The 24,672-nt window shown below is 66.5% G+C and carries 27 protein-coding genes; 12 read left to right on the top strand and 15 right to left on the bottom strand.

The window, feature by feature from the left end:
• Window positions 1–27 precede the first annotated feature (27 nt).
• Both AC3EO7_RS33830 and AC3EO7_RS33835 read right to left on the bottom strand, forming a co-directional pair.
• The gene (locus AC3EO7_RS33830) at window positions 28–675 is read right to left on the bottom strand and encodes a GNAT family N-acetyltransferase (RefSeq protein ID WP_435593427.1); all 648 of its coding nucleotides are present in this window, start codon (window positions 673–675) and stop codon (window positions 28–30) included.
• A 94-nt stretch (window positions 676–769) separates the two neighbouring features.
• Complete coding sequence (locus AC3EO7_RS33835) at window positions 770–1,642, bottom strand: alpha/beta hydrolase (protein WP_431971576.1); 873 nt, start codon at window positions 1,640–1,642, stop codon at window positions 770–772.
• A 243-nt stretch (window positions 1,643–1,885) separates the two neighbouring features.
• Between AC3EO7_RS33835 and AC3EO7_RS33840 the strand changes: the two genes are divergently transcribed.
• Entirely contained in the window at window positions 1,886–2,701 is an 816-nt protein-coding gene (locus AC3EO7_RS33840) for an NmrA family NAD(P)-binding protein (protein WP_431971577.1), read from the top strand.
• A gap of 383 nt (window positions 2,702–3,084) precedes the next feature.
• Window positions 3,085–3,519: a hypothetical protein gene (locus tag AC3EO7_RS33845; protein ID WP_488186307.1), complete on the top strand. Its 435-nt coding sequence runs from the start codon at window positions 3,085–3,087 to the stop codon at window positions 3,517–3,519.
• 230 nt (window positions 3,520–3,749) lie between these two features.
• On the opposite strand, the gene AC3EO7_RS33850 is transcribed toward AC3EO7_RS33845, so the two are convergent.
• Window positions 3,750–4,115, bottom strand: coding sequence for a VOC family protein (locus AC3EO7_RS33850; RefSeq protein ID WP_431971594.1), 366 nt, complete (start codon window positions 4,113–4,115; stop codon window positions 3,750–3,752).
• A gap of 290 nt (window positions 4,116–4,405) precedes the next feature.
• The gene (locus tag AC3EO7_RS33855; protein WP_431971579.1) at window positions 4,406–4,846 is read right to left on the bottom strand and encodes an HIT family protein; all 441 of its coding nucleotides are present in this window, start codon (window positions 4,844–4,846) and stop codon (window positions 4,406–4,408) included.
• A 164-nt stretch (window positions 4,847–5,010) separates the two neighbouring features.
• Between AC3EO7_RS33855 and AC3EO7_RS33860 the strand changes: the two genes are divergently transcribed.
• Complete coding sequence (locus AC3EO7_RS33860; RefSeq protein WP_488186312.1) at window positions 5,011–5,991, top strand: fatty acid desaturase family protein; 981 nt, start codon at window positions 5,011–5,013, stop codon at window positions 5,989–5,991.
• A gap of 196 nt (window positions 5,992–6,187) precedes the next feature.
• On the opposite strand, the gene AC3EO7_RS33865 is transcribed toward AC3EO7_RS33860, so the two are convergent.
• On the bottom strand, window positions 6,188–6,994 hold the full coding sequence (locus tag AC3EO7_RS33865; RefSeq protein WP_431971582.1) for an LLM class flavin-dependent oxidoreductase: 807 nt from the start codon (window positions 6,992–6,994) through the stop codon (window positions 6,188–6,190).
• A gap of 227 nt (window positions 6,995–7,221) precedes the next feature.
• Complete coding sequence (locus AC3EO7_RS33870; RefSeq protein ID WP_435593428.1) at window positions 7,222–9,768, bottom strand: hypothetical protein; 2,547 nt, start codon at window positions 9,766–9,768, stop codon at window positions 7,222–7,224.
• Between the two features lie 283 nt (window positions 9,769–10,051).
• On the opposite strand from AC3EO7_RS33870, the gene AC3EO7_RS33875 reads away from it, so the two are divergent.
• A complete protein-coding gene (locus AC3EO7_RS33875; RefSeq protein WP_435593429.1) occupies window positions 10,052–11,167 on the top strand; it encodes a styrene monooxygenase/indole monooxygenase family protein in 1,116 nt (371 codons plus the stop codon).
• A gap of 16 nt (window positions 11,168–11,183) precedes the next feature.
• Here AC3EO7_RS33875 and AC3EO7_RS33880 read toward each other — a convergent pair whose 3' ends face one another.
• The 3 genes from AC3EO7_RS33880 to AC3EO7_RS33890 all read right to left on the bottom strand — a co-directional run bounded on the left by AC3EO7_RS33880 (window position 11,184) and on the right by AC3EO7_RS33890 (window position 13,878).
• Window positions 11,184–12,377 carry a cytochrome P450 family protein gene (locus AC3EO7_RS33880; RefSeq protein WP_431971585.1) on the bottom strand — a complete coding sequence of 398 codons (1,194 nt, stop codon included), beginning with the start codon at window positions 12,375–12,377 and terminating at the stop codon, window positions 11,184–11,186.
• A 203-nt stretch (window positions 12,378–12,580) separates the two neighbouring features.
• A complete protein-coding gene (locus tag AC3EO7_RS33885) occupies window positions 12,581–12,877 on the bottom strand; it encodes a hypothetical protein (RefSeq protein WP_431971586.1) in 297 nt (98 codons plus the stop codon).
• Window positions 12,878–12,942: 65 nt separating this feature from the next.
• Window positions 12,943–13,878, bottom strand: a complete 936-nt coding sequence (locus AC3EO7_RS33890; protein WP_435593430.1) for a helix-turn-helix transcriptional regulator — start codon at window positions 13,876–13,878, stop codon at window positions 12,943–12,945.
• Window positions 13,879–14,057: 179 nt separating this feature from the next.
• On the opposite strand from AC3EO7_RS33890, the gene AC3EO7_RS33895 reads away from it, so the two are divergent.
• A complete protein-coding gene (locus tag AC3EO7_RS33895; protein ID WP_435593431.1) occupies window positions 14,058–14,831 on the top strand; it encodes an SDR family oxidoreductase in 774 nt (257 codons plus the stop codon).
• A gap of 191 nt (window positions 14,832–15,022) precedes the next feature.
• Here AC3EO7_RS33895 and AC3EO7_RS33900 read toward each other — a convergent pair whose 3' ends face one another.
• Complete coding sequence (locus AC3EO7_RS33900; RefSeq protein WP_431972627.1) at window positions 15,023–15,604, bottom strand: CGNR zinc finger domain-containing protein; 582 nt, start codon at window positions 15,602–15,604, stop codon at window positions 15,023–15,025.
• 101 nt (window positions 15,605–15,705) lie between these two features.
• Here AC3EO7_RS33900 and AC3EO7_RS33905 point away from each other — a divergent pair, with 101 nt between their 5' ends.
• The 3 genes from AC3EO7_RS33905 (at window position 15,706) to AC3EO7_RS33915 (ending at window position 17,581) form a co-directional block, all read left to right on the top strand.
• Window positions 15,706–16,569, top strand: coding sequence for an SDR family NAD(P)-dependent oxidoreductase (locus AC3EO7_RS33905; protein WP_431972626.1), 864 nt, complete (start codon window positions 15,706–15,708; stop codon window positions 16,567–16,569).
• Window positions 16,570–16,740: 171 nt separating this feature from the next.
• Window positions 16,741–16,989 carry an ATP dependent DNA ligase gene (locus tag AC3EO7_RS33910; protein ID WP_431972635.1) on the top strand — a complete coding sequence of 83 codons (249 nt, stop codon included), beginning with the start codon at window positions 16,741–16,743 and terminating at the stop codon, window positions 16,987–16,989.
• A gap of 76 nt (window positions 16,990–17,065) precedes the next feature.
• Entirely contained in the window at window positions 17,066–17,581 is a 516-nt protein-coding gene (locus AC3EO7_RS33915) for a hypothetical protein (protein ID WP_435593432.1), read from the top strand.
• Between the two features lie 741 nt (window positions 17,582–18,322).
• On the opposite strand, the gene AC3EO7_RS33920 is transcribed toward AC3EO7_RS33915, so the two are convergent.
• Both AC3EO7_RS33920 and AC3EO7_RS33925 read right to left on the bottom strand, forming a co-directional pair.
• Window positions 18,323–18,646 (bottom strand): putative quinol monooxygenase, encoded by a 324-nt coding sequence (locus AC3EO7_RS33920; RefSeq protein ID WP_431972624.1) that lies wholly within the window; start codon window positions 18,644–18,646, stop codon window positions 18,323–18,325.
• Window positions 18,647–18,872: 226 nt separating this feature from the next.
• A complete protein-coding gene (locus AC3EO7_RS33925; protein ID WP_431972623.1) occupies window positions 18,873–19,289 on the bottom strand; it encodes a hypothetical protein in 417 nt (138 codons plus the stop codon).
• Between the two features lie 127 nt (window positions 19,290–19,416).
• Here AC3EO7_RS33925 and AC3EO7_RS33930 point away from each other — a divergent pair, with 127 nt between their 5' ends.
• Window positions 19,417–20,505: a serine/threonine-protein kinase gene (locus tag AC3EO7_RS33930; RefSeq protein ID WP_435593433.1), complete on the top strand. Its 1,089-nt coding sequence runs from the start codon at window positions 19,417–19,419 to the stop codon at window positions 20,503–20,505.
• A 38-nt stretch (window positions 20,506–20,543) separates the two neighbouring features.
• Here the strand turns inward: AC3EO7_RS33930 and AC3EO7_RS33935 are convergent, their stop codons facing one another.
• A complete protein-coding gene (locus AC3EO7_RS33935; RefSeq protein ID WP_431972621.1) occupies window positions 20,544–20,756 on the bottom strand; it encodes a hypothetical protein in 213 nt (70 codons plus the stop codon).
• 44 nt (window positions 20,757–20,800) lie between these two features.
• Window positions 20,801–21,202, bottom strand: coding sequence for a MarR family winged helix-turn-helix transcriptional regulator (locus AC3EO7_RS33940; RefSeq protein WP_435593434.1), 402 nt, complete (start codon window positions 21,200–21,202; stop codon window positions 20,801–20,803).
• A 110-nt stretch (window positions 21,203–21,312) separates the two neighbouring features.
• Between AC3EO7_RS33940 and AC3EO7_RS33945 the strand changes: the two genes are divergently transcribed.
• Both AC3EO7_RS33945 and AC3EO7_RS33950 read left to right on the top strand, forming a co-directional pair.
• Window positions 21,313–22,092, top strand: coding sequence for an alpha/beta fold hydrolase (locus AC3EO7_RS33945; RefSeq protein WP_435593435.1), 780 nt, complete (start codon window positions 21,313–21,315; stop codon window positions 22,090–22,092).
• A 44-nt stretch (window positions 22,093–22,136) separates the two neighbouring features.
• Window positions 22,137–22,793, top strand: a complete 657-nt coding sequence (locus AC3EO7_RS33950; protein ID WP_435593436.1) for a hypothetical protein — start codon at window positions 22,137–22,139, stop codon at window positions 22,791–22,793.
• 340 nt (window positions 22,794–23,133) lie between these two features.
• Here the strand turns inward: AC3EO7_RS33950 and AC3EO7_RS33955 are convergent, their stop codons facing one another.
• On the bottom strand, window positions 23,134–23,586 hold the full coding sequence (locus AC3EO7_RS33955; protein WP_431972614.1) for a MarR family winged helix-turn-helix transcriptional regulator: 453 nt from the start codon (window positions 23,584–23,586) through the stop codon (window positions 23,134–23,136).
• Between the two features lie 82 nt (window positions 23,587–23,668).
• On the opposite strand from AC3EO7_RS33955, the gene AC3EO7_RS33960 reads away from it, so the two are divergent.
• Window positions 23,669–24,595: a zinc-binding dehydrogenase gene (locus tag AC3EO7_RS33960; RefSeq protein WP_431972613.1), complete on the top strand. Its 927-nt coding sequence runs from the start codon at window positions 23,669–23,671 to the stop codon at window positions 24,593–24,595.
• Window positions 24,596–24,672: the final 77 nt, after the last annotated feature.

Consider the following 24,672-nt stretch of genomic DNA (forward strand, 5'->3'; position numbering starts at 1 on the left):
CGGGTCTTCTGCCGCCCCATGCGCCCCCTACGTCGGCTCACCCGGCCGGACCATGGCCTGCTGGTGCACTCGCTCGTCCTGGTAGCGCATTCCGGGAATCAGCGGGGCCGAACCGATCGGAGTGAATCCCACTCGGGTGAAAAACCTTACGGCCCGTGCATTTTCGACCTGAGTCTGAAGATGACAGCCCGGCGAGCCGTTCTCGTCGAGCCGGGCGAACCATCGGTCCATGAGAGCGGCGGCGGCGCCGGTGCCGCGCGCGTCGGCCGCCACTGCGATGTGCAGGTGCGCGGGCCAGCGCGAGTCCTGGAAATCACTCGCGGTCGGCTCGCGGCGAATCGCCGCGGCGAGGGTGTCGACCATGGCACGGCCGAAGAACCTGGCCGGAGTCGGACGTAGGAACAACCGGTAGGTGCGGATGGCCCGCTCGATCCGTTCGACCTCGCTGGGAAACGTCGAGCTGTCCAGACAGCCCGTCAGGTATCCGACGATCTTGCCTCCCGCGACGGCCACGAACACGGACTCGGGTGCCAGGTCCAGGTATGGATCGAGGTAGATCGCCGCCTCGGATTCCGGATCACCCCACAGCGAGGCGACGGGCGAGCCCTCACTCGCCCGAGTGAACAACTCTCGCAGCTCCTGCCGATCGGCGGCCTCGAAGTCGCGAATCTCCATGTGCGTCCTCCCTATCAGGATCGGACCTACCGCCGCCGGGCGAGGACGACCCGGTCGGCGATGTTCGGTTGCCAGGGCATTCCGGTCCTCAGGTTCACAGGGTCCGGCCGAAGTGGGCGGCGACGGCATCGACGGCGACGGTGACCTGGGGTTCCTGATCGTAGAAGTCGAACTGAGTGCCCTGGGTCCACGTAATATCCTTCCGTCCGGGCAGTCCGGCGTGGAAGCGGCGCGCGCCATCCGGGATGGCGGCGTCCTCGCTGTGCACCAGCAAGGTCGGCTGTCCGATGAGCGGAGCCAGCGCGATCGCGTCGTAGGTCAGCCAGTCGATCCAGGACATGACGGCGAAACGGTTGGGCCAGGCCGGGATTCCGCCGCGGGTGGGGTTGAGGTAGAAGTCGATGTCGTAGGGCATGGCCGCGCGTTCGTCGGTGGCGCTGACCACCGGAACGTAGTCGACCTCACCGGTCTCGTCGAATCGTGACCGCGCCTCGCGGGCGATCTCGATCTTGGCGGCAACCGCATCCGCCCCGCCGTAGACTTGCTCGCAAATCGCCGCATCGTGCAGCCACGGCGCCACCAGCGCTAGTGATTTCACCCGCATATCGTGAGCAGCGTTGTCGGACATGTACATTGCCGCAGCGCAGACGCCCAGCGCGCCCAGCCGGTCACCGTCGACGGCCGGGTGCCCAGCCAGAAAGCTCACCGCGTGGTGGATGTCGCGAACCTTCCGTGCCGGGTTCTCGACATCGCGTGGCTCGCCCTGTGATTCGCCGAAGCCGGTGAAATCGAACGACAGAGCCGCATACCCCTGCTCGGCGAGACGTTGAGCGTAGCGGTCGGCCATCAATTCCTTGACGCTGGTCCACGTCCCCGCCACCACCACACCCGGCGCCCGATCCCGGCCGACGGGCAAGAACAGGTTTCCGGTGAGTTTCACACCGTCGCTGTCGAACTCGACCTTCATGGACTCGACTCCTTCTCGAACGCCGTCGCCCCACGCCGCTGTCATCACTGATCCTCCAGTCATCCTCGGAACGCACGGGATCGACACCAGGCCATGCGCGTGCAGGTGTCACATCCAGGCGATCCATACCGCACATCCTGGCCGCCCGCCGACCGAAGGCGGAAGAGAACAAGCTGCACGATTGCCTGCAGGAACCTGCAACGGTAGACGCGAAATCTCTTGGTTGCTACAAGAATTGGCGCAATGATTCTCGTGACAGGGGCGACCGGCAATGTCGGCGCGGAAGTTGTGCAAGCCCTGACCACAGCCGGCGAGCCCGTACGGGCGCTGGTGCGCGATCCCCTGCCCGCCGTTGTGCCCCGAGGGGCGGACGCCGTGGCCGGCGACCTCACTGCACCGGAGACACTGAACTTCGAGGGCGTGCGCGCGCTGTTCCTGCTGCCCGGTTACCCGGGCGTCGCCCAAGCGGCGGTGAAGGCGGGTGTCGAGCACATCGTGCAGCTCTCCGGTGTTTCCGCGGGCACTGGCGACACCTCCAACGCCATCACCCGCTACATGATGACCTCCGAGCGGGAGGTCACCGAGTGCGGTGCGGCGTGGACCATCCTGCGGCCCTGCGCCTTCGCCTCCAACGCTCTGCGCTGGCTCCCCCAGCTGCGCGACGGGGACGTGATTCGGGCGCCGTTCCCCGAGGTCCGTACGGCCACGCTGGATCCACAGGATCTCGGTGCTGTCGCCGCCACCGTATTGCGCGAAAACAATCGTCACGGCGAAATCCTCTGGCCCACGGGACCGGAGCCACTCACACCCACCGAGCAGGTGGCGATGCTGGCCGAGGCCACCGGCCGCGATCTCACCTGCCAGGGCCTCACCGATGACGAGGCCCGCGCCGAGATGCTCCGAACCACTCCGGTCGAGTACGTGGACGCCTTCTTCGACTTCTACGTGAACGGGGCCATCGACGAATCCATCGTCCGCCCAACGGTGGAAGAGGTCACCGGCCGGGCACCGCGCACGTTCGGACGGTGGGCCGCAGCCCACGCCGACGCCTTCCGCTGATCATCCGGCGGGTGCGCCAGATCGCAGAACCCCGCTCGGACCCGCGTGACAACCTCAGCCAGTGGCGAGCGCACGGTCGGCGAGTGCGGCGATGACCGGTCCGAGTGTTCTGGCGCAACCGACGGTGAGGTGATTGTCATCGCGGTACACCAGGTTGTCGCCGATCACGAGGGGGCAGCGGGCGCGCGGAGGGCCTGCGATAACCGCCGACGAACCGAGCTGAGTGTGGGCGGTCGTTTTCCCGTTCGAAGCGTCCGAGGGTGGCGGATGGTGACGACCGTGTGGATCGCTCGCTATCGACCAGGGGGATGTGCGTGGAGTGGCCCATGGGGAATCCGTTGTTCGCCTGTATGTTTCGGTTGCCGTAGCGCAATACTGTCCTTGTGCGGTGGATTGTGGTGGGAAGCTTCCTGGGATCGCTGGGACTGATCGCGCTGGCGATAGTCATGTGGCGGCAAGGACTGGAGCAGGCCGACCGGATCGCCAGCGTGGTGAGCATGTTCACCGGCATTTGCGGCCTGACGGCCTCCTTGGCCGTTCCCGCCTTCCTGCAACGCCGCCGCTCCAGAGACCGGAATTATCCGGGACTTGCCATGCTGAAGAGTCTGTCGTTCGAGCCGAGTGGTGTCGTGTCGTACCTCGGTATCGTTCAGCTACCGAACGGCAGAGGCAGCGAATGGGAGGTCGCGCTCCCGCCTGCTGCCATCGTGGCCAATCCCTGGGAGAATCGGGAGACGTGCTTTCTGCACTGGGGCACGGCCGCAGGCTTGAACTGGTGCGAAAGGTTCTGGCTTCTTCGGAGGCCACCGTCGAACTGAATCCCACCGGAACAGACCAGTCTCATATCAGCACCCTGATTCGAGCCGGGTGGCTCACCCGAGTCCAGGGCAATCGCTACAAGGTGCCCGAAGCACGAACAGTTCCGCTGCTGGCAATCGTTATGGCGGCCTCCCCGGAATAGGGCGAGTCGACGGATCGACGATATCCGGTGGCCGCAAAATCTGTGATCGCTGGTGGATCCGCGCGAAGGTGCCACGTTCTCGGCTACTCAGTCGAGACAGAACTCGTTGCCCTCGATGTCCTGCATTACCAGGCACGACTCGTTGACGCCATCGGCGCGCAGTAGTCGCACGCGTATTGCGCCGAGCGCGACCAGTCGTGCGCATTCGGACTCGAGTGCAGCCACGCGCTCGTCACCCACGAGACCGGTGCCGACCCGCACGTCGAGATGCAGCCGATTCTTCACGACCTTCCCCTCGGGCACACGCTGGAAGTACAGGCGCGGGCCCGCACCTGAGGGATCAATACACGCTGAGCCCCGGTGCTCGTATCCCAACACCTCAGACCAGAAACGAGCGACGTGCTCAGGTTCCGAGCAGTCGAAGGTGACTTGGAGCTGTCTAACCGACGCCATCGGTCCACCATAGAGACGGAGTCTGACGTCGTCTCCACTTCGAATCGCCACGCTCACAATGCGATACACGCTGACAACGGCTGTGCAGTCGGTACTGACCACTGGTCGACGCGGGTGCAGCTGCACCGCCTCGACCGTCGGGACACCTGCTCGTTTCGGAATGCGCTCTTCGGCATGATGGTGTGCCGGGACGGCGGCAGATGCCGACGGCGCGTTGATCTTCCGAGGTGCCGCGCCGGCAGGTTCGGTCAGCGCGGTATGCGGCGCTGTGCATCGGCTTCGGGTACGCCTCAGCCCGGTAACGCTGCCGTCGGCTCGGCACAGAGCGCATCGAGTCCGGATGCGGGGATTTGAGGCGCGTCCGGAGAATCGGCGTTGTGCCACGGCACATCTCGTGCGGTGCTGGCCGGTCGGGTGAAGACGTGCTGGTGGAGGTGGACACCGGCCGCGCTCAGGCCCGCCACGAAGGTGAAGACGTGGGCGGGTTCGAGAACCCGGCGCAGGGCACCGATCGACGAGCGGACAGCGCGGGCGAACGCTACTGTCTCAGCGTCGTCGAGCAGATCGAGGGTCGCCACGTGACGACGAGGCTCGACGAACAGGTAGCCCGGCCGGACCCAGTCGCCATCCGATATCACACCGCAGTCCGATTCCATGTCATACCAAAGGGTTACGGGTAACGAGAATCCGGCCGATAGCTTCGGGGTATCGAAATCGGCGCCCCGCTCCACCGTCGACCGGCCAGCATCGTCGACGGACGGAGGTGGCGTCTCCGACCCAGCTCTCAGGAAGATCTATGACGACACCTGCCCTGGTCCCCGAGTCACAGTCACCGCGACGCGGTGCTGACGGTGATTACGCCCGTCTGTTGCGCCGGATCTCCGACGCGGGGCTGATGAACCGGCGTCCCGTCTACTACGCCATCCGGCTCAGCGTCGTCGGGGTCGCGTTCGCAGCCGGCTGGGCGGCGTTCGTCCTCATCGGAGATTCGTGGTGGACGCTGCTGGTCGCGGGGTTCATGGCCGTGACGTTCGCTCAAATCGCACTCGTCATGCATGATGTCGCGCACCGCCAAGTCTTCCGGCTACGGCAGCCGACGGAGCTGGTGGGACGACTCGTCGGCAACGCCGGCATCGGCCTGGGCTACGGCTGGTGGCAGGACAAGCACACCCGGCATCACGCCAACCCGAACCACGAGGAACTCGACCCCGATGTCGCGCCCGACATTCTGGTCTGGTCACAACAGCAGGCACGGTCCAGCCGCGGTCTGGCTCGTCTCATCGGGAGAGCGCAGGCGTTCCTGTTCTTTCCCCTCCTGTTGCTGGAGGGCCTGAACCTCCATGTGGCCGGCGTACGTGCGCTCAGAAATCGATCGGTCAAACATCGCGGATTGGAGGGCGCACTGCTGTTCGGCCACTTCGCCACCTACTCGGCCGCACTGTTCGCGGTTCTGCCCGCCGACAAAGCCTTCGCGTTCTTTGCTGTCCACCAGGGCCTCTTCGGCCTGTACATGGGCTGTATCTTCGCCCCGAACCACAAGGGCATGCCAACCTTGACCGGCGACGACCGCCCCGACTACCTCCGTCGCCAGGTGCTGACCTCCCGCAACGTGCGGGGTGGCGCGTTGACCGACCTCGCCCTCGGCGGGCTCAACTATCAGATCGAGCATCATTTGTTCCCGAGCATGCCCACGCCGAACCTGCGTCACGCCCAGGTGATCGTCCGCGACTACTGCACCGAAATCGGCGTGCCCTACCACGAAACTGGCCTGATCTCCTCTTACCGCGAGGCGCTGAGACACCTGCACCACGTCGGCGCTCCTCTGCGCACTCCCGATCGACACCCGGGTGCCGGTGCGCCACAACACAATCGCTGAACACAAGCTGGGCATCACGACGCCCCGGACACACCGGGGCGTCGGCAGCCGCGGTGCTGGCGTCCGCTCGTCGGCAGCAGCGGACGTTCAGGATCGCGCGATAGGCGGCGTGAGCGGATGTTGGGGTGCCAAGACGACGGCGTCGCCAGGGCGCGTATTCGAGCCGTGCCGCGAGGCTCGCGTCATCGACGCCCGACTACCGTCCGGCGAGCTCGGCTACGACCGGAGCGAACCTGTCGGCGAAGTCGGCGCCGAAAATGAAATAGGAGAAGCCGATCTCCTCCCGTCGCCGCTGGATTTCCTCGGCGGCGGCCGCCGGATCGTCCGGAAGTACGGTCAGTGCGTCCGCCGCGCGAAGCGCAGCAGGGTCGGTGTCGGGGCGCGCCATGTGCGGCGCGACAGTGTCACCGATAACCGGCACGGCGAGCGCGAGCTCGACGTCCCCGATGGTGTGGAAGTCGCGTGCCAGCCGCTCGACTTCGCTCCGCGGCTGATCCCCCAGCGCGAAGGTGACCGTGTCTGCGACCTCGGCCGCCAACGCCCGCGCCTTCGGACCGAGTACGGCCATCGCCACGGGCGTGTGCAGGTCGGGGCCGTCGAGTTCTCGCAGCGTCCTGACGGTCTCACGTACCTGTGCCAGCCGCTCGTTCGGCGGCGGTACAACGGGCAGTCCCTTGTCGCGCAGCTCGTCCTCGATTCCCGGTCTACCGGTGCCGATGCCCATCTCGAAGCGACCCTCGGTCAGCAGCGACAGCGAGTGCGCTTCCCACGCCGTCAGCCAGGCCGGGCGTAGCGGAGAGGCGTACACCCACGTGCCCACGCGCAGGTCGGTCAGAGCCGCGACGGTGGCCAGCATGGGACCGGGCGCCGGTTGCATCTGTGGGAAGTCGGGCACCAGCAGCGTCGAGTAGCCGCTGTCGGCGATGCGGCGCACGCGATCTCGCCACGTCGGCAGGTCAGTTCTGAGCGGGGCAACGACCCCGAATCGAAACGGTCTCGTCATGCCTGGATTCCTCTCTGCGTCGACGAGATCACCTGGCAGCCACTCCTGAGGGAAGGCCCATGATCATCTCCTCCGGTACATCCAGAGATATCGACGAGGGTTGGACCCGAAATTCACCGGTGCATCCGAGATCGCGTGCACGCTCCTGCGAACGCCCTGTATTCGGCACGGCGTTCACCACACAGGAGCAGACGTTATGAGGCTTCAGCCCAACCCACTTCGCGGTGTCACGAGCGCCGGGTGCGCTGCGGCTTGCGCGCGGCTTCCTCGATCACCTGGCTGCGCCGGTCGGCGGGCACCAGAGCGCGGATATCTTCCCGCGAGCCGATCATCAGTTTGTGCAAGATCGCGGCCATCTGGGCGTCCACGGTTTTGAAGGAGCTGCCACGCCTAGCGGCGATCGCGGTGTTGGTCCAGCCCGCCGCGGCCAGGACCGCCACGTCCTGTTCAGCCGTCGACAGCTCCTGCCAGCGCGAGGGTCGCTCCCGCCGGACCGGGTGGTCGACCGGCAGACGGTCCAGCGACAGGCGGCCCAGCGCCAGCTGCGCCACCTCGCCGAGCTCGGGCCGCAGCAGCGCGCCCTCCCGCTCGGCCACCGTGAAGGCCGACGCGCCGAGAACTTCGCGAGCAGCTGCCACGGCGGCGTCGGTCTCGGTCGCGAACGGCCGAAGATTGCCGATGTCCACCCCGAGTTTGTGCCGCAGTCTGGCGGCGCCCCCGACGAGACGGGCGATATCACGCGCCCATCCGGTCACGACGTCCGATCGCTTGTCGGCCGCGTCGGTGATCAGGCGCGCCAGCGACCACGCGCGGAGATGGATGGCCCACGTGGCGCCCCATTGATCGCGCATGGCGAGCTGGTCGGTCAGCGTCGTACGCCCCACGGCGAGAGCCTCGTTCGGGTCACCGTGTTTGGTCAGCGCGATCGCCCAGGCAAGTTCGGCCCACGACGTGGCCCACCGCGCACCGGACCGCTCCGCGTTTTTCATATGCTGCCGTGCGGTCTCCAGTGCCTGGGTCGGCGTGCCGAGGAAAGCGGCGGCCAGCGCCTCGAACAGTTCGCTCATCGCGGCGCCGCCGCGATCGCCCTGCGCGGCAAATTTCGTTCGGGCGCGGGCCAGGACGGGAATCGCGCGCACGTCTACGCACACCAGCATCAGTTCACTGCCCCTGGCGAATTCGACAATGGCGGGCAGATCGAAATCGCGTTCGGGGTGCTCTCGCCACTCGGAACGGGTGGCGGGGTCCGGCACGCAGGTGGCGACGCACTCGTCGAGCATGCGCGTGGCATCGTCATGGACGCCTTGGCACATGCTGATCCACCCGATCAGCGCCATCGCCGAGATCTGCAACTGGACAGGCTGTGGATCGAGGCGTCGGCTGGCAGCGAGGGTGCGCTCCGCCCAGTGGCGCGGCTCGCGCAACGAGCCGGTGAAGAACGGGCTGCGCAGCGCGATGAGCCCGACCGCGATCTCCAAGCCCACCGCGGCCTCGCCCGGCGTGCCGAGACTGCCCTCGATGGCGCACAGCAGGTTGTCCCAGGCCGCCTGTGCCCAGTCCAGCAAATCCTGCTCGGTCGGGCCGAACCATTCGACCTGCGCCGCAACGACTTTGTCGTGGTAGTACCGACGGTGCCTGCGGGCCGAACGGTCGAACTCCGCACCGCGTTCGCGTAGGCGTTGCTGGGCGAACACCCGAACGCTCTCCAGCAGCGAGTAGCGCACCGTGGTCGCGGTCAGGTGGACCGAGACCAGCGATTGGTCCGCCAGGCGCTCCAGCAGGTCCTCGATCTCGGCGTGGGCCAAGCCGTCGGGGTCGTCGTCGGCGCAGACCGCTCCGATCGCCTCCAGATCGGCGCCGACGTCCGGACCGGGCAGGGCCGCGTCCTCGTGGTCGACGTCGTAACCGGCCGCGAAGACCGACAGCCGCTCCAACAGCAGCCGCTCCTTGTGCCGGCACAGGTCATACGACCAGGCGATGACGTCGCGAATGCCCTGATGCCGTTGGTCGGCGCCGACCCGGGGGCCGTGCGACCAGCGCAGCCGCCGATCGCTCGCCTCTCCGGTGAGGTCACGCAGGATCATCGCCAGCGGCTGGCGTAGCAGGCGCGCGGCGGCCAGCCGGATGTAGAGAGGGTGGTTGTGCACGTGCCTGCAGATCGCGGCGGCCATCTCGGCATCGTCGTCGGCGATCGTGTGCCCGGTCAGTTCTGCGCGTCCACGGAACAAGGTCAGCGCTTGTTCGGTGGACAGTGCGGGCACGGGCACGAGTTGCTCGTCGATCCAGCCGATAGCCTCGCGGCTGGTGGCCAGCACGGTGAGCCCGGGCGCCGCGTCGAGCAAGTCGGCGATCACCCGGCCCGCACCGTCCAAGACGTGCTCGCAATTGTCCATCACCAGGATGGTCTGCAAGGCGCGTCCGACCGCGTCGCGGCGCTGGAGGGTGTCGAGCATCGCCTCCCATGCCGACCGTCCGGAGAAGTCCGCGTCGATCAGCGACCGCGCGACCTGCTCTTCCACCGCCGCCACGTCGGCGTCCCTGGACAGGAGGGCCAGCCGCACCCAGTGCACCGGCACCCGCCGCGCCCTGTGGAACCGGTGCACGGCCTCCGTCGCCAGCCGGGTCTTGCCGATGCCGCCCGCGCCGATCAGCGTGATCAGGCGAGTGGGACCGAGCAGTAACATCCCGATCTTCTCCAGCTCACGTGCGCGGCCGACGAAATCGCTGGTGGCCGCTGGCGGGAGGCCCGACCCCGACGAACGTCTTACCGACACAGCAGTGCAGTGTAGTCGGGTCGCGTGCCGGAAAATCCGGGCACGAGCAGGCAGTCGGGGCGGGAACCGGCGCCCACCCGCAGCATGCCGGGGTGCTCGGGCGGCCCGGCCCGTGTCTACCGATGTGCCGCAATCACCTATTCCTCGACGATTTCGCTATCGCCGCAGTCGATCTCACGACCGAAAGGACACCATGGCGGAACGGATACAGGTACTCGGAGCGGGCGAATGCGGGTTACCTCTCGCTTATTGCCTCTTGCGCGGCAGTAGCGCGGTCACACTGGTGACCGATCGCGATGCCGAAGCGATTCTCGCGGGCACGGTGACCAGCACGCAGGTCAAATTCTCGCCGACGCTCGATCTCGAATCGGATGCGGGGCTGGGCTTCTGGCGGACGAGCGCGCCGAACATCGAGGGCATCCGGTTCACCATGGCCGTCGATCGCACGGCGGTGGCGGCCTGGGCCGGACGCTTCACCCGCCCGGCGCAAAGCGTGGACCAGCGGACCGTCTTCGCACGATGGCTGGACGAATTCCGGTCCGCGGGCGGCGATCTGCGCGTCGCCGCCCCGTCGGTGACGGAAGTCGACCGCGCCGCCGCCGACTACGACCTGACCGCGGTGACCCGCGCGGCGCCCGAACTCGCCGCCTGTTTCGAGAACGATCCGGCGTGGACCGTGCCCGCCGAGCCGCAGCGGCGGCTCGCGGTGCTGTACCTCGACGGCGTCCGGCCCGAGCCGCACCACCTCGGCTGCTACACCGCGCTGCCCGAGCACAGTGAAGTGATCTCCTACCCCGGACTGACCGGACGGCCTGGCCAGGAGCGACGCTGCGAGATCGTGCTTTTCGAGGCGCGGCCCGGCGGCGCCCTCGACGTCTTCGACCAGCTCGGCACGCCGACGCAACGATTGCGGCAGGCCAAGCAGCTCATCGACCAGCACCTGCCCGCCGAGCTCGCCGAACGGTATCGCGATGCCGAGCTGACCGACGCCGGAGCGACGCTGGTCGGCGCCGTGAGGCCCGTCATGCGCAGGCCGGTCGGCACCCTGCCCTCGGGCAGGCCGGTGCTCGGCGGCGGCGACGTCGTCTGCCGGATGGACCCGGGCGGCGCGCAGGGCGCCAACAATGCGGTGCAGTGCGCGATCCGCTACGCGGAAGCGATCCTGCACCATCCCGGCGGCCCCTACGACCGGGATTGGATGGAATGGACAGCAGCGCCGTGGCTTTCGGCCGTGGCGCATCCCGCGGCGCGGTGGACCGCGACGGTGCTCGACCCACCTCCGGCGATGCAGGAGATGATGCTGGCCGCGCAGCACGACTCGACGCTGGCCGACGCGTTCGCCGCCGCCTTCGCGCGGCCGTCGAATCTGGCGCAGTTCGCGGCAGGCGCCCCGTCCTGAATGTCGTGGCGCCGGTTTACTGCTGCCAAGGCGGGGTCGCGGGGAAGACGACCGGTAGCGCGGTCAGGGCACGATGGAAAGGCCCTGGCCGCCAGGTCAATTCCGGCACCGGTACCGCGGGCCGCAGCTCCGGCAACGCGTCCAACAGCTGGTCGATCGCGTCCTGGGCGATCAAGTAGGCCGGGCTGCGCGCCGGACAGGCGTGCGGTCCGGCGCCCCACGCCAGATGCGATCGGTTGCCGTTGCGATTCTCGGCGCTGATCGCCGGATCGTTGTTGCACGCAGCGAAGCTGATGACGACTGGATGGTGGGCTGGTAGCCACACATCGTCGATCAGGATCGGCTGGCGCGGGTAGGTGACGGAGAAGTTGGCCATCGGCGGGTCGGCGAACAGCACTTCGTCCAACGCATCGCGGGTGGACAGGCTCCCACCGAGAACATTGCCACCGAAACGGTCGTCGGACAGGATCAGCACGAGACTGTTGATGATCAGGTTCTGCAGCGGCTCGATTCCCGCACCGTAGAGCACGACGAGCTGGTGGATGACCTCGGCGTCGTCGAGCTGGGCCGGATGCTGGAGCAGGCGGGTGGTGATGTCCTCGCCCGGTTCGGCGCGCTTGAGTTCGAGCAACCGCAGCAACGCCGCGCTGAGCATGCGGTTGCCCACTTCGGCGTCGACGCCGTCGAAGACCGCTGCGGTCGCGGCGGCGACCTCCTGCCCGATCTCCGGTGGGCACCCCAGCAGGACGTTGATCACCTCGAATGCGAGCGGAAACGCGTACTGCGAGACCAACTCGGCGCTGCCCGCCGTACAGAAGGTGTTGATCAGCGGGACCGCGATCCGCTCCACCGTGGCGTGCAGGGCGTGCAGGTCCACGGCATTGATGGCCGCGGTGTTGGCCTCCCGGTAGCGGGCATGCTCGGCGCCCGCGCTGCGCATCGCGTTGGGCCGCCATTCCAGCACCGGCAGCACCGAGCAGTCGGCGGAGACCTTCGACTGCCACGTGCGCGGGTCGGCCGGGAAGTGCTGCGGATCATGCAGAATGTGCACCGCGGTGCGATAACTGAGCACCAGCGTCGCGGGCACGCCCGGCGCCAACTCCACCGGCGCGAGCGAACCATAGCGGGCCCGCATGTCCCGGTAGGCTCGATGCGGATCGGCCGCGAACTCCGGGGAGTACAGCAATACCCGCTCGCCATCGGCACCCATGGGCGAACCATGTTGCACGCCAATCATATTCGTGGCCGTAATGTCGTTTCGACGCGTGGTCAATGCGCGACTCCCACAGTAGAGGCGAATTCGGCGATCGGGCGAACTCGACACGGGACCGCCGAACACCGCAGTCGTCCGGTCCTGCCGTGCACCAGCGCGACATGAGTCCCGATCGCGTTGGCGATCGACACACAGGATGATCACTTAGGTATGCCATCGGCATCGGTAGCAGCGGATGACCTGCAGGTATGGACCTCGCTCAGGCTGCGCCACAACGGGATTCGCATGGTCTGCCCATCTTCGAACACGCCGCCTGAGTGGTTCATCGAGGTGAGCACGACGCTGCTGGGGCAGATCGGTGGGGCTGTCAAGGATTCATGAGGCGAGCCGGCGCCGCGACGGCCCGACTGATAACTTTCGCCGCGGCCCCTGTTGAGGTATTTGTGTTCCTGGCTGACGTTCGGGAATGCAAGCTGGTCACCGGTATCGACGATCACTCTCGATACGTTGGGATCGCCCACTGAGGTTGCTCGAGTCTTCCGGACTACTCGAGCCCTGAATATCAGCGTTCCTCGGTGTCCAACCGTTCAGCATGCCGCGCACGGGGGTGTTCCGCATCGGAACCGCCGGTCCCCGGGTTCAAGGGCGGAGCCTGCGACCCGGTCCACGCGGCGAGCAGCCGCAGTGCGGTCTCCGACGCCGAGCCCGCCTCGGCGGTGTAGATGCACAGCGTCTGGTCGGGATCGCCTGGTAGCGAGACGCTTTCGTAGTCGATGGTGAGATCACCGACGAGGGGATGGTGGTAGCGCTTGCTGCCGTGACTGCGTTCGCGGACGTTGTGGTCGGCCCACCAGCGCCGGAATTGCGGGCTCTTGACCGCCAATTCGCCGACGAGTTCGGCCAGCAGCGGGTCGTCCGGGTGACGCCCGGCGTCCAAGCGCAGGACCGCGACGTTGTCCCGGGCGACCTCTTCCCAATCGAGGTACAGCTCGCGGGCGGACTCGTCGAGGAAGGTGTAGCGCAACATATTTCGGTCCCGGGGCGGGAGCGCCTCGAAGTCGGTGATCAGCGCCCGGGCGAGACGGTTGGCGGCGAGGATGTCCATGCGGCGGCCGAAGACGAAGGCAGGCATCACGTCGTCGAGCGTCTCGAGGATGCGGCGGATCCCGGGACGGACCCGCTGCACTCGCGCCGGAGTCCGGCGCCGGACGCGCCGCGGATTCGCCCGGGCGATCTGGAACAGATAGGAGCGCTCGACCTCGTCCAGGCGCAGGGCGCGGGCCACGGCGTCGAGGACCTCGTCGGAGACGTTGATATTGCGTCCCTGCTCGAGGCGGCTGTAGTAGTCCACGCTGACCCCGGCGAGCTGGGCAACTTCCTCGCGGCGCAGCCCCGGCACCCGGCGTACCCCGCCCGTGCCGCCGATCTGCATGTCATCGACGTTCAGGCGCGCGCGGCGGGTGCGTAAGAACTCCTTCAGCTCGGCATTGTGCTCCATGGATCCAGTCTGACGGACACGGCAGCCACAGATCGCAACCAAGGTCGGTCTGCTGGACCCAGGTTCGCCGAACCTAGGTCGAGCAAGGCGCAATTAGGCCGGCCGCGGCCCCTGTTCCCGCTGTTGTATCGAATGCGCGGCGCATCCGCCGCGGACGACACACAGGAGAGATCACACCCATGACTACTCACAACACCTCCCCGCTCGCCGGCCGCGTTGCCGTGGTGACCGGTGCCTCCAGCGGCATCGGCGCGGCCACTGCCAAGCGGTTGGCCGCGTCCGGGGCGGCGGTGGCCGTGCTCGCACGCCGGGCCGATCGGCTCGAACTCCTGGCCGAGGAGATCGAACAGGCGGGCGGGACGGCGCTGGCCCTGACCGTCGACGTCACCGATGCGCAGGCCCTGCGCACCGCGGCCGAGCGGGTGGCCGCCGAACTCGGTACCGCCGATCTGCTGTTCAACAATGCGGGTGTCATGCTGCCCGCACCCGTCGAGGAGCTGCCGGTCGAGCAGTGGCAGCAGCAGATCGATCTGAACGTGACCGGCCTGATGAATGCCATCGGCGCGTTCCTACCGCAATTGATCGCCGCGGCCGCGGACAAGGGCGTGGCCGACCTGGTCAACACGTCCTCGATCGCCGCGCAGAACCTGTTCCCGAATTTCGCGGTGTACTCGGGCACCAAGGCCTACGTGACGCACCTGTCGCGGACCCTGCGCGCGGAACTCGGCGCCAAGGATGTTCGTGTCTCCGCGATCGAGCCGGGCATCGTCGGCACGGAACTGCAGAGCCACGTCACCGACGCCGGCGCCCACGAATGGCTCGAGAGTTCGAAACAGGCGATGACCTGGCTCGATCCGGAAGATATCGCCGAGGCCGTCAACTTCCTGGCGTCCCAGCCCGCGCACGTGAACCTGCAGCAGGTCACGATCATGCCGACCCGGCAGCCGTCGTAAGCCATTCATCCGGGACGGCGGGGTGCCCCTTGCGCAGTCGGGTGGTTGCCGCAGTGACAGGCGTCGGGTCTCACGCGACGCCTCGTCGTCGGCGGGAACGCTTGCCGCGCTGGCTCCGAACCTGATCTGGCGGCTCTCGATGCTCTGGCCGGCATTGCCGCAGCGGTCGATGTTCTGGTGGACCGAGTCCTTCAGGAGCTGGCTTGCTTGCGGCGCTGCCGAAGAGCGCGCATCGACACCTGCGATCCGCATCCGGGGCTGCAGTAGCGCGCCGCCCGGTTGCGGGTGCGATCGATGAAGCCGAAGTGGCACGGCGGATTGCAGCATGCCTTGATCCGCATCCAGTCCCCGCGCTGCGCCGTCTCGGTCACCGCGGCGAGAACGGCACCCAAAGCGCCGGGGACACCGGTCGATCCGGCGAGAAGCTGAGCCGTTTCCGCGGTGACGACCGTTGTGAGCGGATAGCGCACACCGGCCTGCAGCAGATACCGTTCCGCCTCGGCGATCTGGGCGTCACCGATATCTGGATCACCCGAGTGTGTCAGCAGCACCGTGACCAATGCGTCGCGAAGCTCACGCGCAGCCACCGCGTCGGAGTCGGTCACCACGATGGCGGCGTCGACCAGGCCATGCTCGATCGCCCAGTCCGCGAATCCCGAAGCAGTGCCGAAGACCTCGACACGCCCCGCGCCGTCGGCTCTGGTGTTGACGAACTGCAACACCAAGGCAGCCGCATCATCGCTCCACTTCGGTGCCTCACGCGTCGCCTCCACTCCTCCACGATACCAACACGACAAGCGGCTAACCCAGTTGATCACAACATCTGCGCTGAAACGACTTGAAACGTTGTTAGCTAAACGGTTACGCTCACAACATGACGAATGCAGGAAACACCCCACCGATCTGGTTCATCACCGGCGCCTCCTCGGGCATCGGACGCGAGCTCGCAGTTCAGGCGCTGACGGCCGGAGAAACTGTGGTCGCGGTGGCTCGACACACCGAAACCCTCTGTGACTTGGGAGAACCCGACCGACTTCTCACGATCGAGGCAGACGTGCGCGACGAGACAGCCGTCGCGAAGGCGGTCGAGCAGAGCGTGGCTCGCTTCGGCCGCATCGACATCGTCGCCAACCTCGCCGGCTACGGACTCTTCGGAGCGGTCGAGGAAGCAGCCGACGCGCAGGCACGGGCGATCTTCGACACCAACGTCTTCGGCGTACTCAACGTGCTGCGCGCGACACTGCCGGTGCTGCGGGCCCAGCGGTCCGGGCACATCCTGCAGGGCTCGTCCTACTACGGCCAGACCGCAGATCCCGGCGTCGGGCTGCTCGCAGCCACCAAGTACGCCGTCGAAGGGCTTTCCGACGCGCTCGCAGCCGAAGTGGCGCCACTCGGAATCCACGTGACTCTCGTTCAGCCCGGCCTCACCGCAACGCCTTTCCTGTCCAACCTCGACACGGCTACAGCAACCCACGCCGACTACGACCAGACGGTGCGCGCTCTACTGCTGGCGATCCAAGCGCTGCCGGCATCGGCGTTCTCCGGCGTCGATCGCGTGGCCGCCGCCATCCGCACAGCCGTGGCCGGCGACACCCCGCCCCGCCGCCTCGCCCTGGGCATCGCCGGCGCCGACAGTATGCGCACCGCGCTCACCGCACGCCTCGCCGAACTCGACGAATGGGCGACCCTCACCAGCCTGGTCGACGCCGAGCCCCGCGTTCACGTCCACACCGGATAGACAACCCCCGCAGGCTGCGGCCGCTGTTGCAGGATTGCCGACGTGGTCGGCAAAGTAACGGATGACCGGGCCGCGGACCCTGGTCGCCCTGAACCCTCAGCGCTTGGTGCGTGCCAGCAGTCACCGTTGGTGGTGGACAGACTCGTGTCGGTCCACCACCGCCGGGACCGGATGGAAAATCGCCGGACGGCGCAGTCTACGCACCCGCCTGAACGAACTCGCCCGCCCCGACACACCTTTCGACGCGCCGCCGCCGTGCTGGCGCACTGGGTCGAGCCCGAGTTGGTCGCCGATATCGAATACCGGGAAGCTACCCCCGAGGGACTGCGTCATCCCAGCTGGCGGGGTATCCGTATCGACAAATCCCCCGCCGAGATCAAGACACCGGATCTCTGCAGCTCGGCGCACAAGTCGACATGACCTGGTTGGGCCCACATCGCCGTGGCCGAGTAGCCTCATCTCCGATCGTTCGAAACATCAAGGGGGAGAATCCATCATGCGTCGTCACCTAGGGGGATTCACCGTCGGCATCGCAGCGGCAATTGTGAGCCTGGCGAGCTCGGGCACCGCCGTCGCCTACCCGAACATCTACGAGCGACTCGAGATCGGCGAGTGCGCCCTCTACGATCGCACGAACCAGGTCGGCGGACCCGCCGATTGCGATTCTGTACAGGCGAATTATCGCCTGGTGGAGAAGTATCAGCTCGCGCCGGAAACCGCGGGCATGGAATGCGGTGATCCGATGGCCGCGGTCTCCTACCACCATCGCACCGATGACGGCGTCCGCTTGGCCCTCTACTGCTTCGCCAACAACTTCCGGGTCGGTGATTGCTGGAACTTCACCGATGTCAGGGAAAGGCGTCGCGTCGACTGCGACGCGCATGAACCTGAAACAAGCCGCCTCACAGCGGTTTACGAAGGCGTCTCGAACGCTGCCCGCTGCCACGACCAGAACACCGACGCCGTCGTCTGGGACAAGCCTCGGCTCACCGTCTGCACCACACCGGGCTAGGGCTACTACACGAACATCGTCGATCACTTCGTGGTGATCACGAGGTCTCACGCTGCCCTGCTCGCGCTGACGGTGACCGACTGACAGCGTCTGACCAACTCGAGCCGTCCATCGGACGACCCGACGGGGCGTGTTCCTCCGACACGCTCACCGTTTGGACACGCCGATCCGGTGACGTCACTTTTCATCGATGAAAACAACACTTGGACCTGCTCCCTGACGTCGCGGTCCACCGATGAACGACGTTGGAATTCACCGGCACAGCCAGGCAGTGATCGCGCGCGTAGTCGATGTCGCTGTGCTCGATCGTTTGTTGGCCTCTTTGCCTCGCCTGCACGTTGAGCGATTATCCGGCCGAAGACATCGTCAGATGCACATAGCTACATAGAACCATTCCACTGTAAGAGCACCTCTGTTTGGCTGCCGGTTGACGATTACCCAGCCCCAGCTCCCGGCCTCGGCTGTCGCAGGCCCAGCAGGGCGCACTTCATACAACAATGGAACGGCCGCTTTCCACGCGCCACGGCGACGTAGAACAGCTCACCGGCGGCTCGCCGAAGACACTGGGTGAGTATCTGCCAGGCCCACTGATCCCCGGCGAGCCGCACCGAATTACCTCGGTGCTCATGGCCATCGATCAGCACCCAATCCGAGCGCTGACGATACCGTCATCAAGACAGTCGCCAGAACGCCCACCACTCCAGCGAAGCCGGGCTGCGATGCGGCGTTTCACAGACGCGGCTATTCGACGGTCATCTCCCCCATTTCGGACCAGTCGGTGGCATCGATGGTCTGACTGATAATGCGCGGGGTCTGCGCGAGGGCCGCGGGAAGTTCGGCCATTGCGGCCTTGAAGTGAGGGCTGCCGACGTGTGCACTGCCGGCGGCCTGGTCTCGGAATGCCTCCACCAGGACGAATTCGGTCGGGTCGTCGACGCTGCGAGACCAGTCGAACCAGAGGTTGCCCTCCTCGGCTCGGGTAGCCGCGGTAAACGAGCCGACGATGTCGAGCCATTCGTCCGCCCGTTCGGGCTTGGTCTTGAATTTGACGACGATGAAGATCATCACGCGCCTCCTACGGTTGGTCGGGATGCCGCGACACAGCCACTGGCTGGTTCAAGGCTACGACGGGAGATGCTCAGGAACTCAGCTGGCCAAAGACGGTGTCTCATGTCGCCGATTTCGCTTTCGCGACCTTCTCGTAGCGGGTGAGTGCGGCAGCGAGTGAAGCTCATGTCCCTGGCGGCTTCGAACAGGTCGAGTACGGGAAACCGGTTGACCGGCCCGTGCTTCAGCGGGTGAGGCCGGCCTCATGGTCGGCGGCAGCGATTGCGTCGTGAAAGCGCTTGTGGACCCAATGGCGCTGGCCCAGGATGTTCACCTGCCCCCATAGGCCGGAGACCGGACCGAGCTGGGTGTGTCGCGGCAACGCGCCCACCAGCTGCTGCGGCTTGGCGCCGCCCGACAACTTGCTGCTCTCCAGCACATATATGGCGTTCTGAGTGACTGCCACGCAACGGTACTTGTTCCAGAACATCGTAAGACCAGTGAGATATGTGATGAGGAAGAAGACGAAGCTGGGCGCGGTCTGGCAGATGAACACCTGCCGGATTTCACTGCCTGCGGGAAGCAGGGGTGCCGAACGCTCGACCAGATCCTTCCGTGACTTCGACCGCGCTGGACGATCCGGGTCGGGGCTGCTTGTCACTCGAAAATTCTTACCACGTCCGCCCTGAGACCGTGTCTTCGGTGGATTTCCGGCGAAGTCCGCGAGCATTGTTGCGACAGGGATGATTCGGGCAGAGATCTGGGCTCCGATGTGATAGTCGTACAGGGTGGATGGGACTCCATTCGGGCGGTACCGGCTGCTCGAGATGCTCGGCGCGGGTGGAATGGGGCAGGTCTATCGGGCCTACGACACCGAGACCGATCGGGTGGTGGCGCTCAAAGTGCTGGCGCAACATCTGGCGCACGACCCCAAATATCGCGAGCGATTCCGGCGGGAGGCGCACGCTGCGGCGCGGTTGAGCGAACCGCATGTCGTCCCGATCCACGACTATGGCGAGATCGACGGGCGCCTCTATCTGGACATGCGGCTGGTCGAGGGTCACGACATCGCCGCCCTGCTCGGCACCGGACCGATAGCGAAAGACACTGCGGTGGAGTACATCCGGCAGATCGGCTCGGCCCTCGACGCAGCGCATCGGGCCGCGCTCGTGCACCGCGATGTGAAGCCCTCGAACATCCTCGTCACCGCGGGCGATTTCGCGTACCTGATCGATTTCGGGATCGCTGTCGGCAGCGGCGACTCCAGCTTGACCACCACCGGTGCGGCAATCGGCAGTTTCGCCTACACCGCACCGGAACGGCTCCTGCACGGCGCCTGCGACGCCCGCTCGGATGTATACTCCCTGACTTGTGTTCTGTACCAATGCTTGACGGGCTCCCAACCATTCCCCGGGGACAGCATCGAGCAGCAGATCACCGCCCACTTGAACGCGCCACCGCCACGACCGTCCGCATCGGCAGCGGTGCCTGCCGCATTCGACGCGGTCATCGGGCGGGGAATGGCGAAGAACCCCGACGACCGTTATCGCACGGCGGGGGACCTGGCCACGGCGGCGCGAGCCGCGCTCCGCGCCGCACCCACAGCGACACCCGCACCGTCCAGGCCGGCCACCACTCGGATCAATCCGGCCTCGCAACCACGAAGCCGCAACCGGCCCGGACCGACGTGGATCGTCGTCCTCGTCGTCGTGGCCGCCATCGCCTGGTGGGTGATCAGCGATCGTACGCACCACGACTCACCCCCCACGAGCCCGACATCGGTCACCTGCGCCACTGCGGCACCGACATCGGCGAGCAACCCGGGCGTCCCCACCGCACCTGCGCTGGGCTCGCCGTCCGGGTCGTGTGCGCGCTGAGCTTCCGCTGCGATCGCCACGGACACGAAGTAGCACAATCACGCCGCTGCTCCGACAATCATCCCGTCGTGGCTTCGCTCGTCATCGCGGTGACCGGTATCAGCAGAATCGCCATCGGTATCGCGACGACGAACGTCAGCAGCAGGCAGAAAAGCGAGGTCGAGGAGCCTGGCGGCGAGGCGACCGGTCACGGGCGGATCGACATGCCCCGTGACCGCGACAGCATCTTCGAGCCGCAGATCGTCAAGCAACGGTCGTGCTCGGACCTGACGCCCTGGCTCTGCTGTCGCGACAACTACTCTCCCGCGGCGGCTGCGATCAGCAGGCGGTACAGCACTGCGCGATCGGTCGAATCCAGTACGCCGATGGTCTCTTTCAACACCTCGTCCATCAAACTCGCGCCTGCGCGGCGCACCCGCTCCCCCTCACCCGTTGGCCGATGCCGCACGGCTCGTCCGGGGCTGGCGACGCGTTCCAGCAGGCCGCGTTCGATCATGCGGGAGGCCAGCGTCCCCATCGACTGGTCGGTCTGAAAAGTCAACTGCGCCAGTTCGTGCAGCGACGCCTCCGGACGCTCATGCAGATTCCGCAGCACATCCCACTGCGCGATCGACAAGCCCACCTCGGCCAGCCGACGATTGGCCTCCCGATGGTGTCGCCACTGCAGGCGCTTCACCGCCTGCCCGAGTTGCTGCAACGAGGGTTCCACCGGCCGATCATAACCCACGAAATCAGGTTGTTGATATAAGGAACCTTATATAAGCTTGCTTACATCGTTGGCTTGCCCAGAAGAACGGAAACACTCCGATGACCATCCACCGCTTCACCCTCGACAACACACCCATCGAGCTGACCGTCACCGACCACTGCAATGGACGGCCAGTGCTCCTGCTGCACGGCGGCGCCGGGCCACTCTCGGTGTCCGGCTTCGCCGCGTTGCTGGCCGACCGCTTCGAACGGCGGGTGATCGTCCCCACTCACCCCGGTTTCGACGGCACACCGCGGCCCGAAACCCTCACCACCATTGCCGATTTGGTGCGGCTGTACGTGGAGCTGCTGGATCGACTGGAATTACCCGATGTCACCGTGATCGGCAATTCCCTCGGCGGCTGGATCGCCGCCGAGATCGCCCTGCTGTCCAACGAACGAGTCGGCAGGGTGGTCATCGCGAACGCCGCCGGCCTGGATCTCCCGGCCACCCCGATCGCGGACTTCTTCGCCCTGACCATGGACGAGGTCGCCGACCTCAGCTACTGCCACCCCGACGCCTTCCGCATCGACATGAATTCCCTTCCCCCGCAACGACTCGCCACCATTGCGGGCAACCGCGCCACCCTGCAGACCTACGGCGGCACCGCCATGACCGACCCCACCCTGCTCGACCGCCTCCCGGCCATCACTACCCCAACACTGATCACCTGGGGTCAGTGCGACCGCATGATCCCTCTCACGCACGCCACCGCCTACGCGAACGCGATCCCCGGGGCACGCCTCGAAATCATCTCCGACGCAGGACATCTCCCCCAATTGGAGTCCCCCGACACCCTCGCCCGCCTCGTTATCGAATTCGACGGGAGTGCCGGATGAACGGCCCACTTTCGGTGGTGATCAGGTACCGGTGACGGCACGATGTGCCGGTGTTTTTGGTGAATGTTCCTGCCGTCGTCGTCTTTTCATGGTTACGCCCATTGGTGGTTCAGGATGTGGTCGATGAGGGCGAGCGGATCTTGGTGCGGGCGCGGACGCCGGATAGTCCAGCCGCGTGCCCGTGCCGCGGAGCAGAATCAACGCGGTTGCATGCGTGTCACCATCGGACCGTGGTCGACGTTCCGGTCGCCGGCAGGTCCGTCATGCCACGGGTCCGAGTTCGGCGACTGGTGTGCCCAACACAGAACTGCCGCACGATGTTTCGAGAGCAGGTGCCCGGTGCCCTCGGCCGCCATCAGCGTCGCACCACGCGTGTGACGCAGCAGGTGCAGTCGGTCGTGCGCGAGATGGCCGAACGAGCCAGTGTGCGGCTGCTGTCAGCGATGGCGTTCCGGTTGTCGCGTCGAACCGCGATCCGGGCGCTGCTGGGTATTCCGCTGCCGAATCGGCCAGTGCCGAAAGTGCTGGGCGTCGACGACTTCGCGTTGCGTCGCGGGCAGCGGTATGCCAGCGTGCTGATCGACGCCGCCACCCACGAATGGATCGACGTGCTGCCCGATCGCAAGCTCGATTCATCGCGGGCATGGTCATACGAACATCCCGGTGTCGAGATCATCGTGCGCGACGGCTCTACCGCCTGATGCCAGGGGTGCCCGACGGGCGCTCCCCGGGGCCGTGCAGGCCTCCGATCACTGGTATCTGTCGAACAGGCTGGGCCGGGTAGTGGATTAGGCGGTCGTCGCCCACAGCGCTTGCTGGGCCGAACACGGACCGAAGCGGTTGACGGGCGAGCAATCCACGCTCGAGCGCTGGCATGCCATTCACGACGGGTCCGCTGTCCTGTGCCAGATGAGTTGGCGCACAAGCTAATGCCTGTTTTCCGAGGTCGGCCCGTCACCGGTCTCCGATCCCGGCCCGTGATCGCCGGTGGTGTTTCCCTGCTCGGCGTTCCCGTATCGGGGTCGGTGCGTTGATCTGGGCTCACAGTGCGTTCGTCGACCCTTCTTTCCCGTTGTCCCCCGTTGGCCTTCCCGAAAGGGAATCGAGCAGTTGTGTGAGCACCTGGCGGTCGTCCTCAGCTAGACGTGCGGTATAGGGCGCGAGGGCCGCGTGGATCTCCTCCTGCACCCGTTGCACGAGTTCGCTGCCCATCGGAGTGATGAACACATCGACCACCCGGCGATCCTGCGGCGACTTGCCCCGCGCCACGAGGCCTCGACGCTCTGCCCGTTCGACGAGGCCCGACATCGTGGACTTGTCCAGCCCCAGGAACGCCGCCAGATCGGTCATGCGCGGTCGGCGGTCGCGCAGCAGGCCGAGCAGCCGCAGTTGGGTGAGGGACAGATCGTGCTCCGAACCGATGCGGGTGAGCACGGCCATCACCCGGAATGACGTCCGGACGAGAGCGTCCTCGAGCGCGTCGTCAGATCCCATGCCCGGATCCTACTTGACATAGTTTGCATTACCAACCAAACTCAATTTAGTTTGCAATACCAATCAAATACGAGGAGTTGCCATGCACGCCGCTGTTGTCACCAGCTTCGACGCTCCGCCGCGGTACAGCGAGTACCCCGCCCCGGTCGCCCAGCGGGAGAACGAGATGGTCGTGGACGTTCTCGCGGCAGGTTTGCACCAACTGGTCAGGGCTCGGGCGAACGGCACGCACTACAGCAGCACCGGCACGTTCCCGTTCGTTCCCGGCGTCGACGCCGTCGTACGCGACCAGCACGGAAATCTCAGGTACACGGTGGTGGACGACAGCGACCTGGGCACGCTCGCCGAGCAGACGGTGATCGACCCCCGCCGCAGCGTGCTACTGCCGGACGACGCCGACCCGGTGCGCATCGCCGCCGCGATGAACCCGGCAATGTCGTCCTGGGTCGCGCTGCGTCGCCGTATCGCGTTCCGGAAGGGTCAATGCGTCCTCGTCCTCGGCGCCACCGGCAGCGCCGGCCGGATGGCGGTGCAGATCGCCAAACGGTTCGGTGCCGCATACGTGATCGCCGCCGGACGCAACGCTTCCCGGCTCGAGGCACTGCACGACCTCGGCGCGGACGAAACAGTGACCTTCGAGCGCGCCGACCGCGCCGCCGACGTCGACATCGTCATCGACTACGTGTGGGGAGAACCGTCCGCCCGAGCGATGACCGCGATGATCACCGCCCGCCGCGACCGCAGCGCTCCGCTGGACTGGATCCAGATCGGATCCGTCGCCGGTCAGACGATTCCCGTCGACTCCTCGCTGCTGCGCGCGTCGCGGCTGCAGATCTGCGGCAGCGGAATCGGCTCGGTACCGGCCCGCGACTTCCTCGCGGAGCTGCCGGAACTCGCCGCCGCGGTGCACACCGACGCGATCGCCGTGCAGGCCCGTCCCGTGCCCCTCGCTCAGGTCAGCGAGACATGGAATGCCCAAACCGATGACCGCATCGTTTACGTCCCGTAGCGCACCAGCCCGCCAGTCCACCGCCGTACGTACCGCATGACACCACCGGCCGGGGGGGGGGGGGGAGGAAGGGCCCG

Source organism: Nocardia sp. bgisy118, from assembly GCF_057708605.1.

Excerpts from the sequence above, each read along its gene's own strand:
- AC3EO7_RS33830 (WP_435593427.1), bottom strand. The coding sequence starts at position 675 with ATGGAGATTCGCGACTTCGAGGCCGCCGATCGGCAGGAGCTGCGAGAG.
- AC3EO7_RS33835 (WP_431971576.1), bottom strand. The coding sequence starts at position 1,642 with ATGAAGGTCGAGTTCGACAGCGACGGTGTGAAACTCACCGGAAACCTG.
- AC3EO7_RS33840 (WP_431971577.1), top strand. The coding sequence starts at position 1,886 with ATGATTCTCGTGACAGGGGCGACCGGCAATGTCGGCGCGGAAGTTGTG.
- AC3EO7_RS33850 (WP_431971594.1), bottom strand. The coding sequence starts at position 4,115 with ATGGCGTCGGTTAGACAGCTCCAAGTCACCTTCGACTGCTCGGAACCT.
- AC3EO7_RS33860 (WP_488186312.1), top strand. The coding sequence starts at position 5,011 with ATGAACCGGCGTCCCGTCTACTACGCCATCCGGCTCAGCGTCGTCGGG.
- AC3EO7_RS33865 (WP_431971582.1), bottom strand. The coding sequence starts at position 6,994 with ATGACGAGACCGTTTCGATTCGGGGTCGTTGCCCCGCTCAGAACTGAC.
- AC3EO7_RS33880 (WP_431971585.1), bottom strand. The coding sequence starts at position 12,377 with ATGGGTGCCGATGGCGAGCGGGTATTGCTGTACTCCCCGGAGTTCGCG.
- AC3EO7_RS33890 (WP_435593430.1), bottom strand. The coding sequence starts at position 13,878 with ATGGAGCACAATGCCGAGCTGAAGGAGTTCTTACGCACCCGCCGCGCG.
- AC3EO7_RS33895 (WP_435593431.1), top strand. The coding sequence starts at position 14,058 with ATGACTACTCACAACACCTCCCCGCTCGCCGGCCGCGTTGCCGTGGTG.
- AC3EO7_RS33905 (WP_431972626.1), top strand. The coding sequence starts at position 15,706 with ATGACGAATGCAGGAAACACCCCACCGATCTGGTTCATCACCGGCGCC.
- AC3EO7_RS33910 (WP_431972635.1), top strand. The coding sequence starts at position 16,741 with ATGGAAAATCGCCGGACGGCGCAGTCTACGCACCCGCCTGAACGAACT.
- AC3EO7_RS33915 (WP_435593432.1), top strand. The coding sequence starts at position 17,066 with ATGCGTCGTCACCTAGGGGGATTCACCGTCGGCATCGCAGCGGCAATT.
- AC3EO7_RS33920 (WP_431972624.1), bottom strand. The coding sequence starts at position 18,646 with ATGATCTTCATCGTCGTCAAATTCAAGACCAAGCCCGAACGGGCGGAC.
- AC3EO7_RS33945 (WP_435593435.1), top strand. The coding sequence starts at position 21,313 with ATGACCATCCACCGCTTCACCCTCGACAACACACCCATCGAGCTGACC.
- AC3EO7_RS33955 (WP_431972614.1), bottom strand. The coding sequence starts at position 23,586 with ATGGGATCTGACGACGCGCTCGAGGACGCTCTCGTCCGGACGTCATTC.
- AC3EO7_RS33960 (WP_431972613.1), top strand. The coding sequence starts at position 23,669 with ATGCACGCCGCTGTTGTCACCAGCTTCGACGCTCCGCCGCGGTACAGC.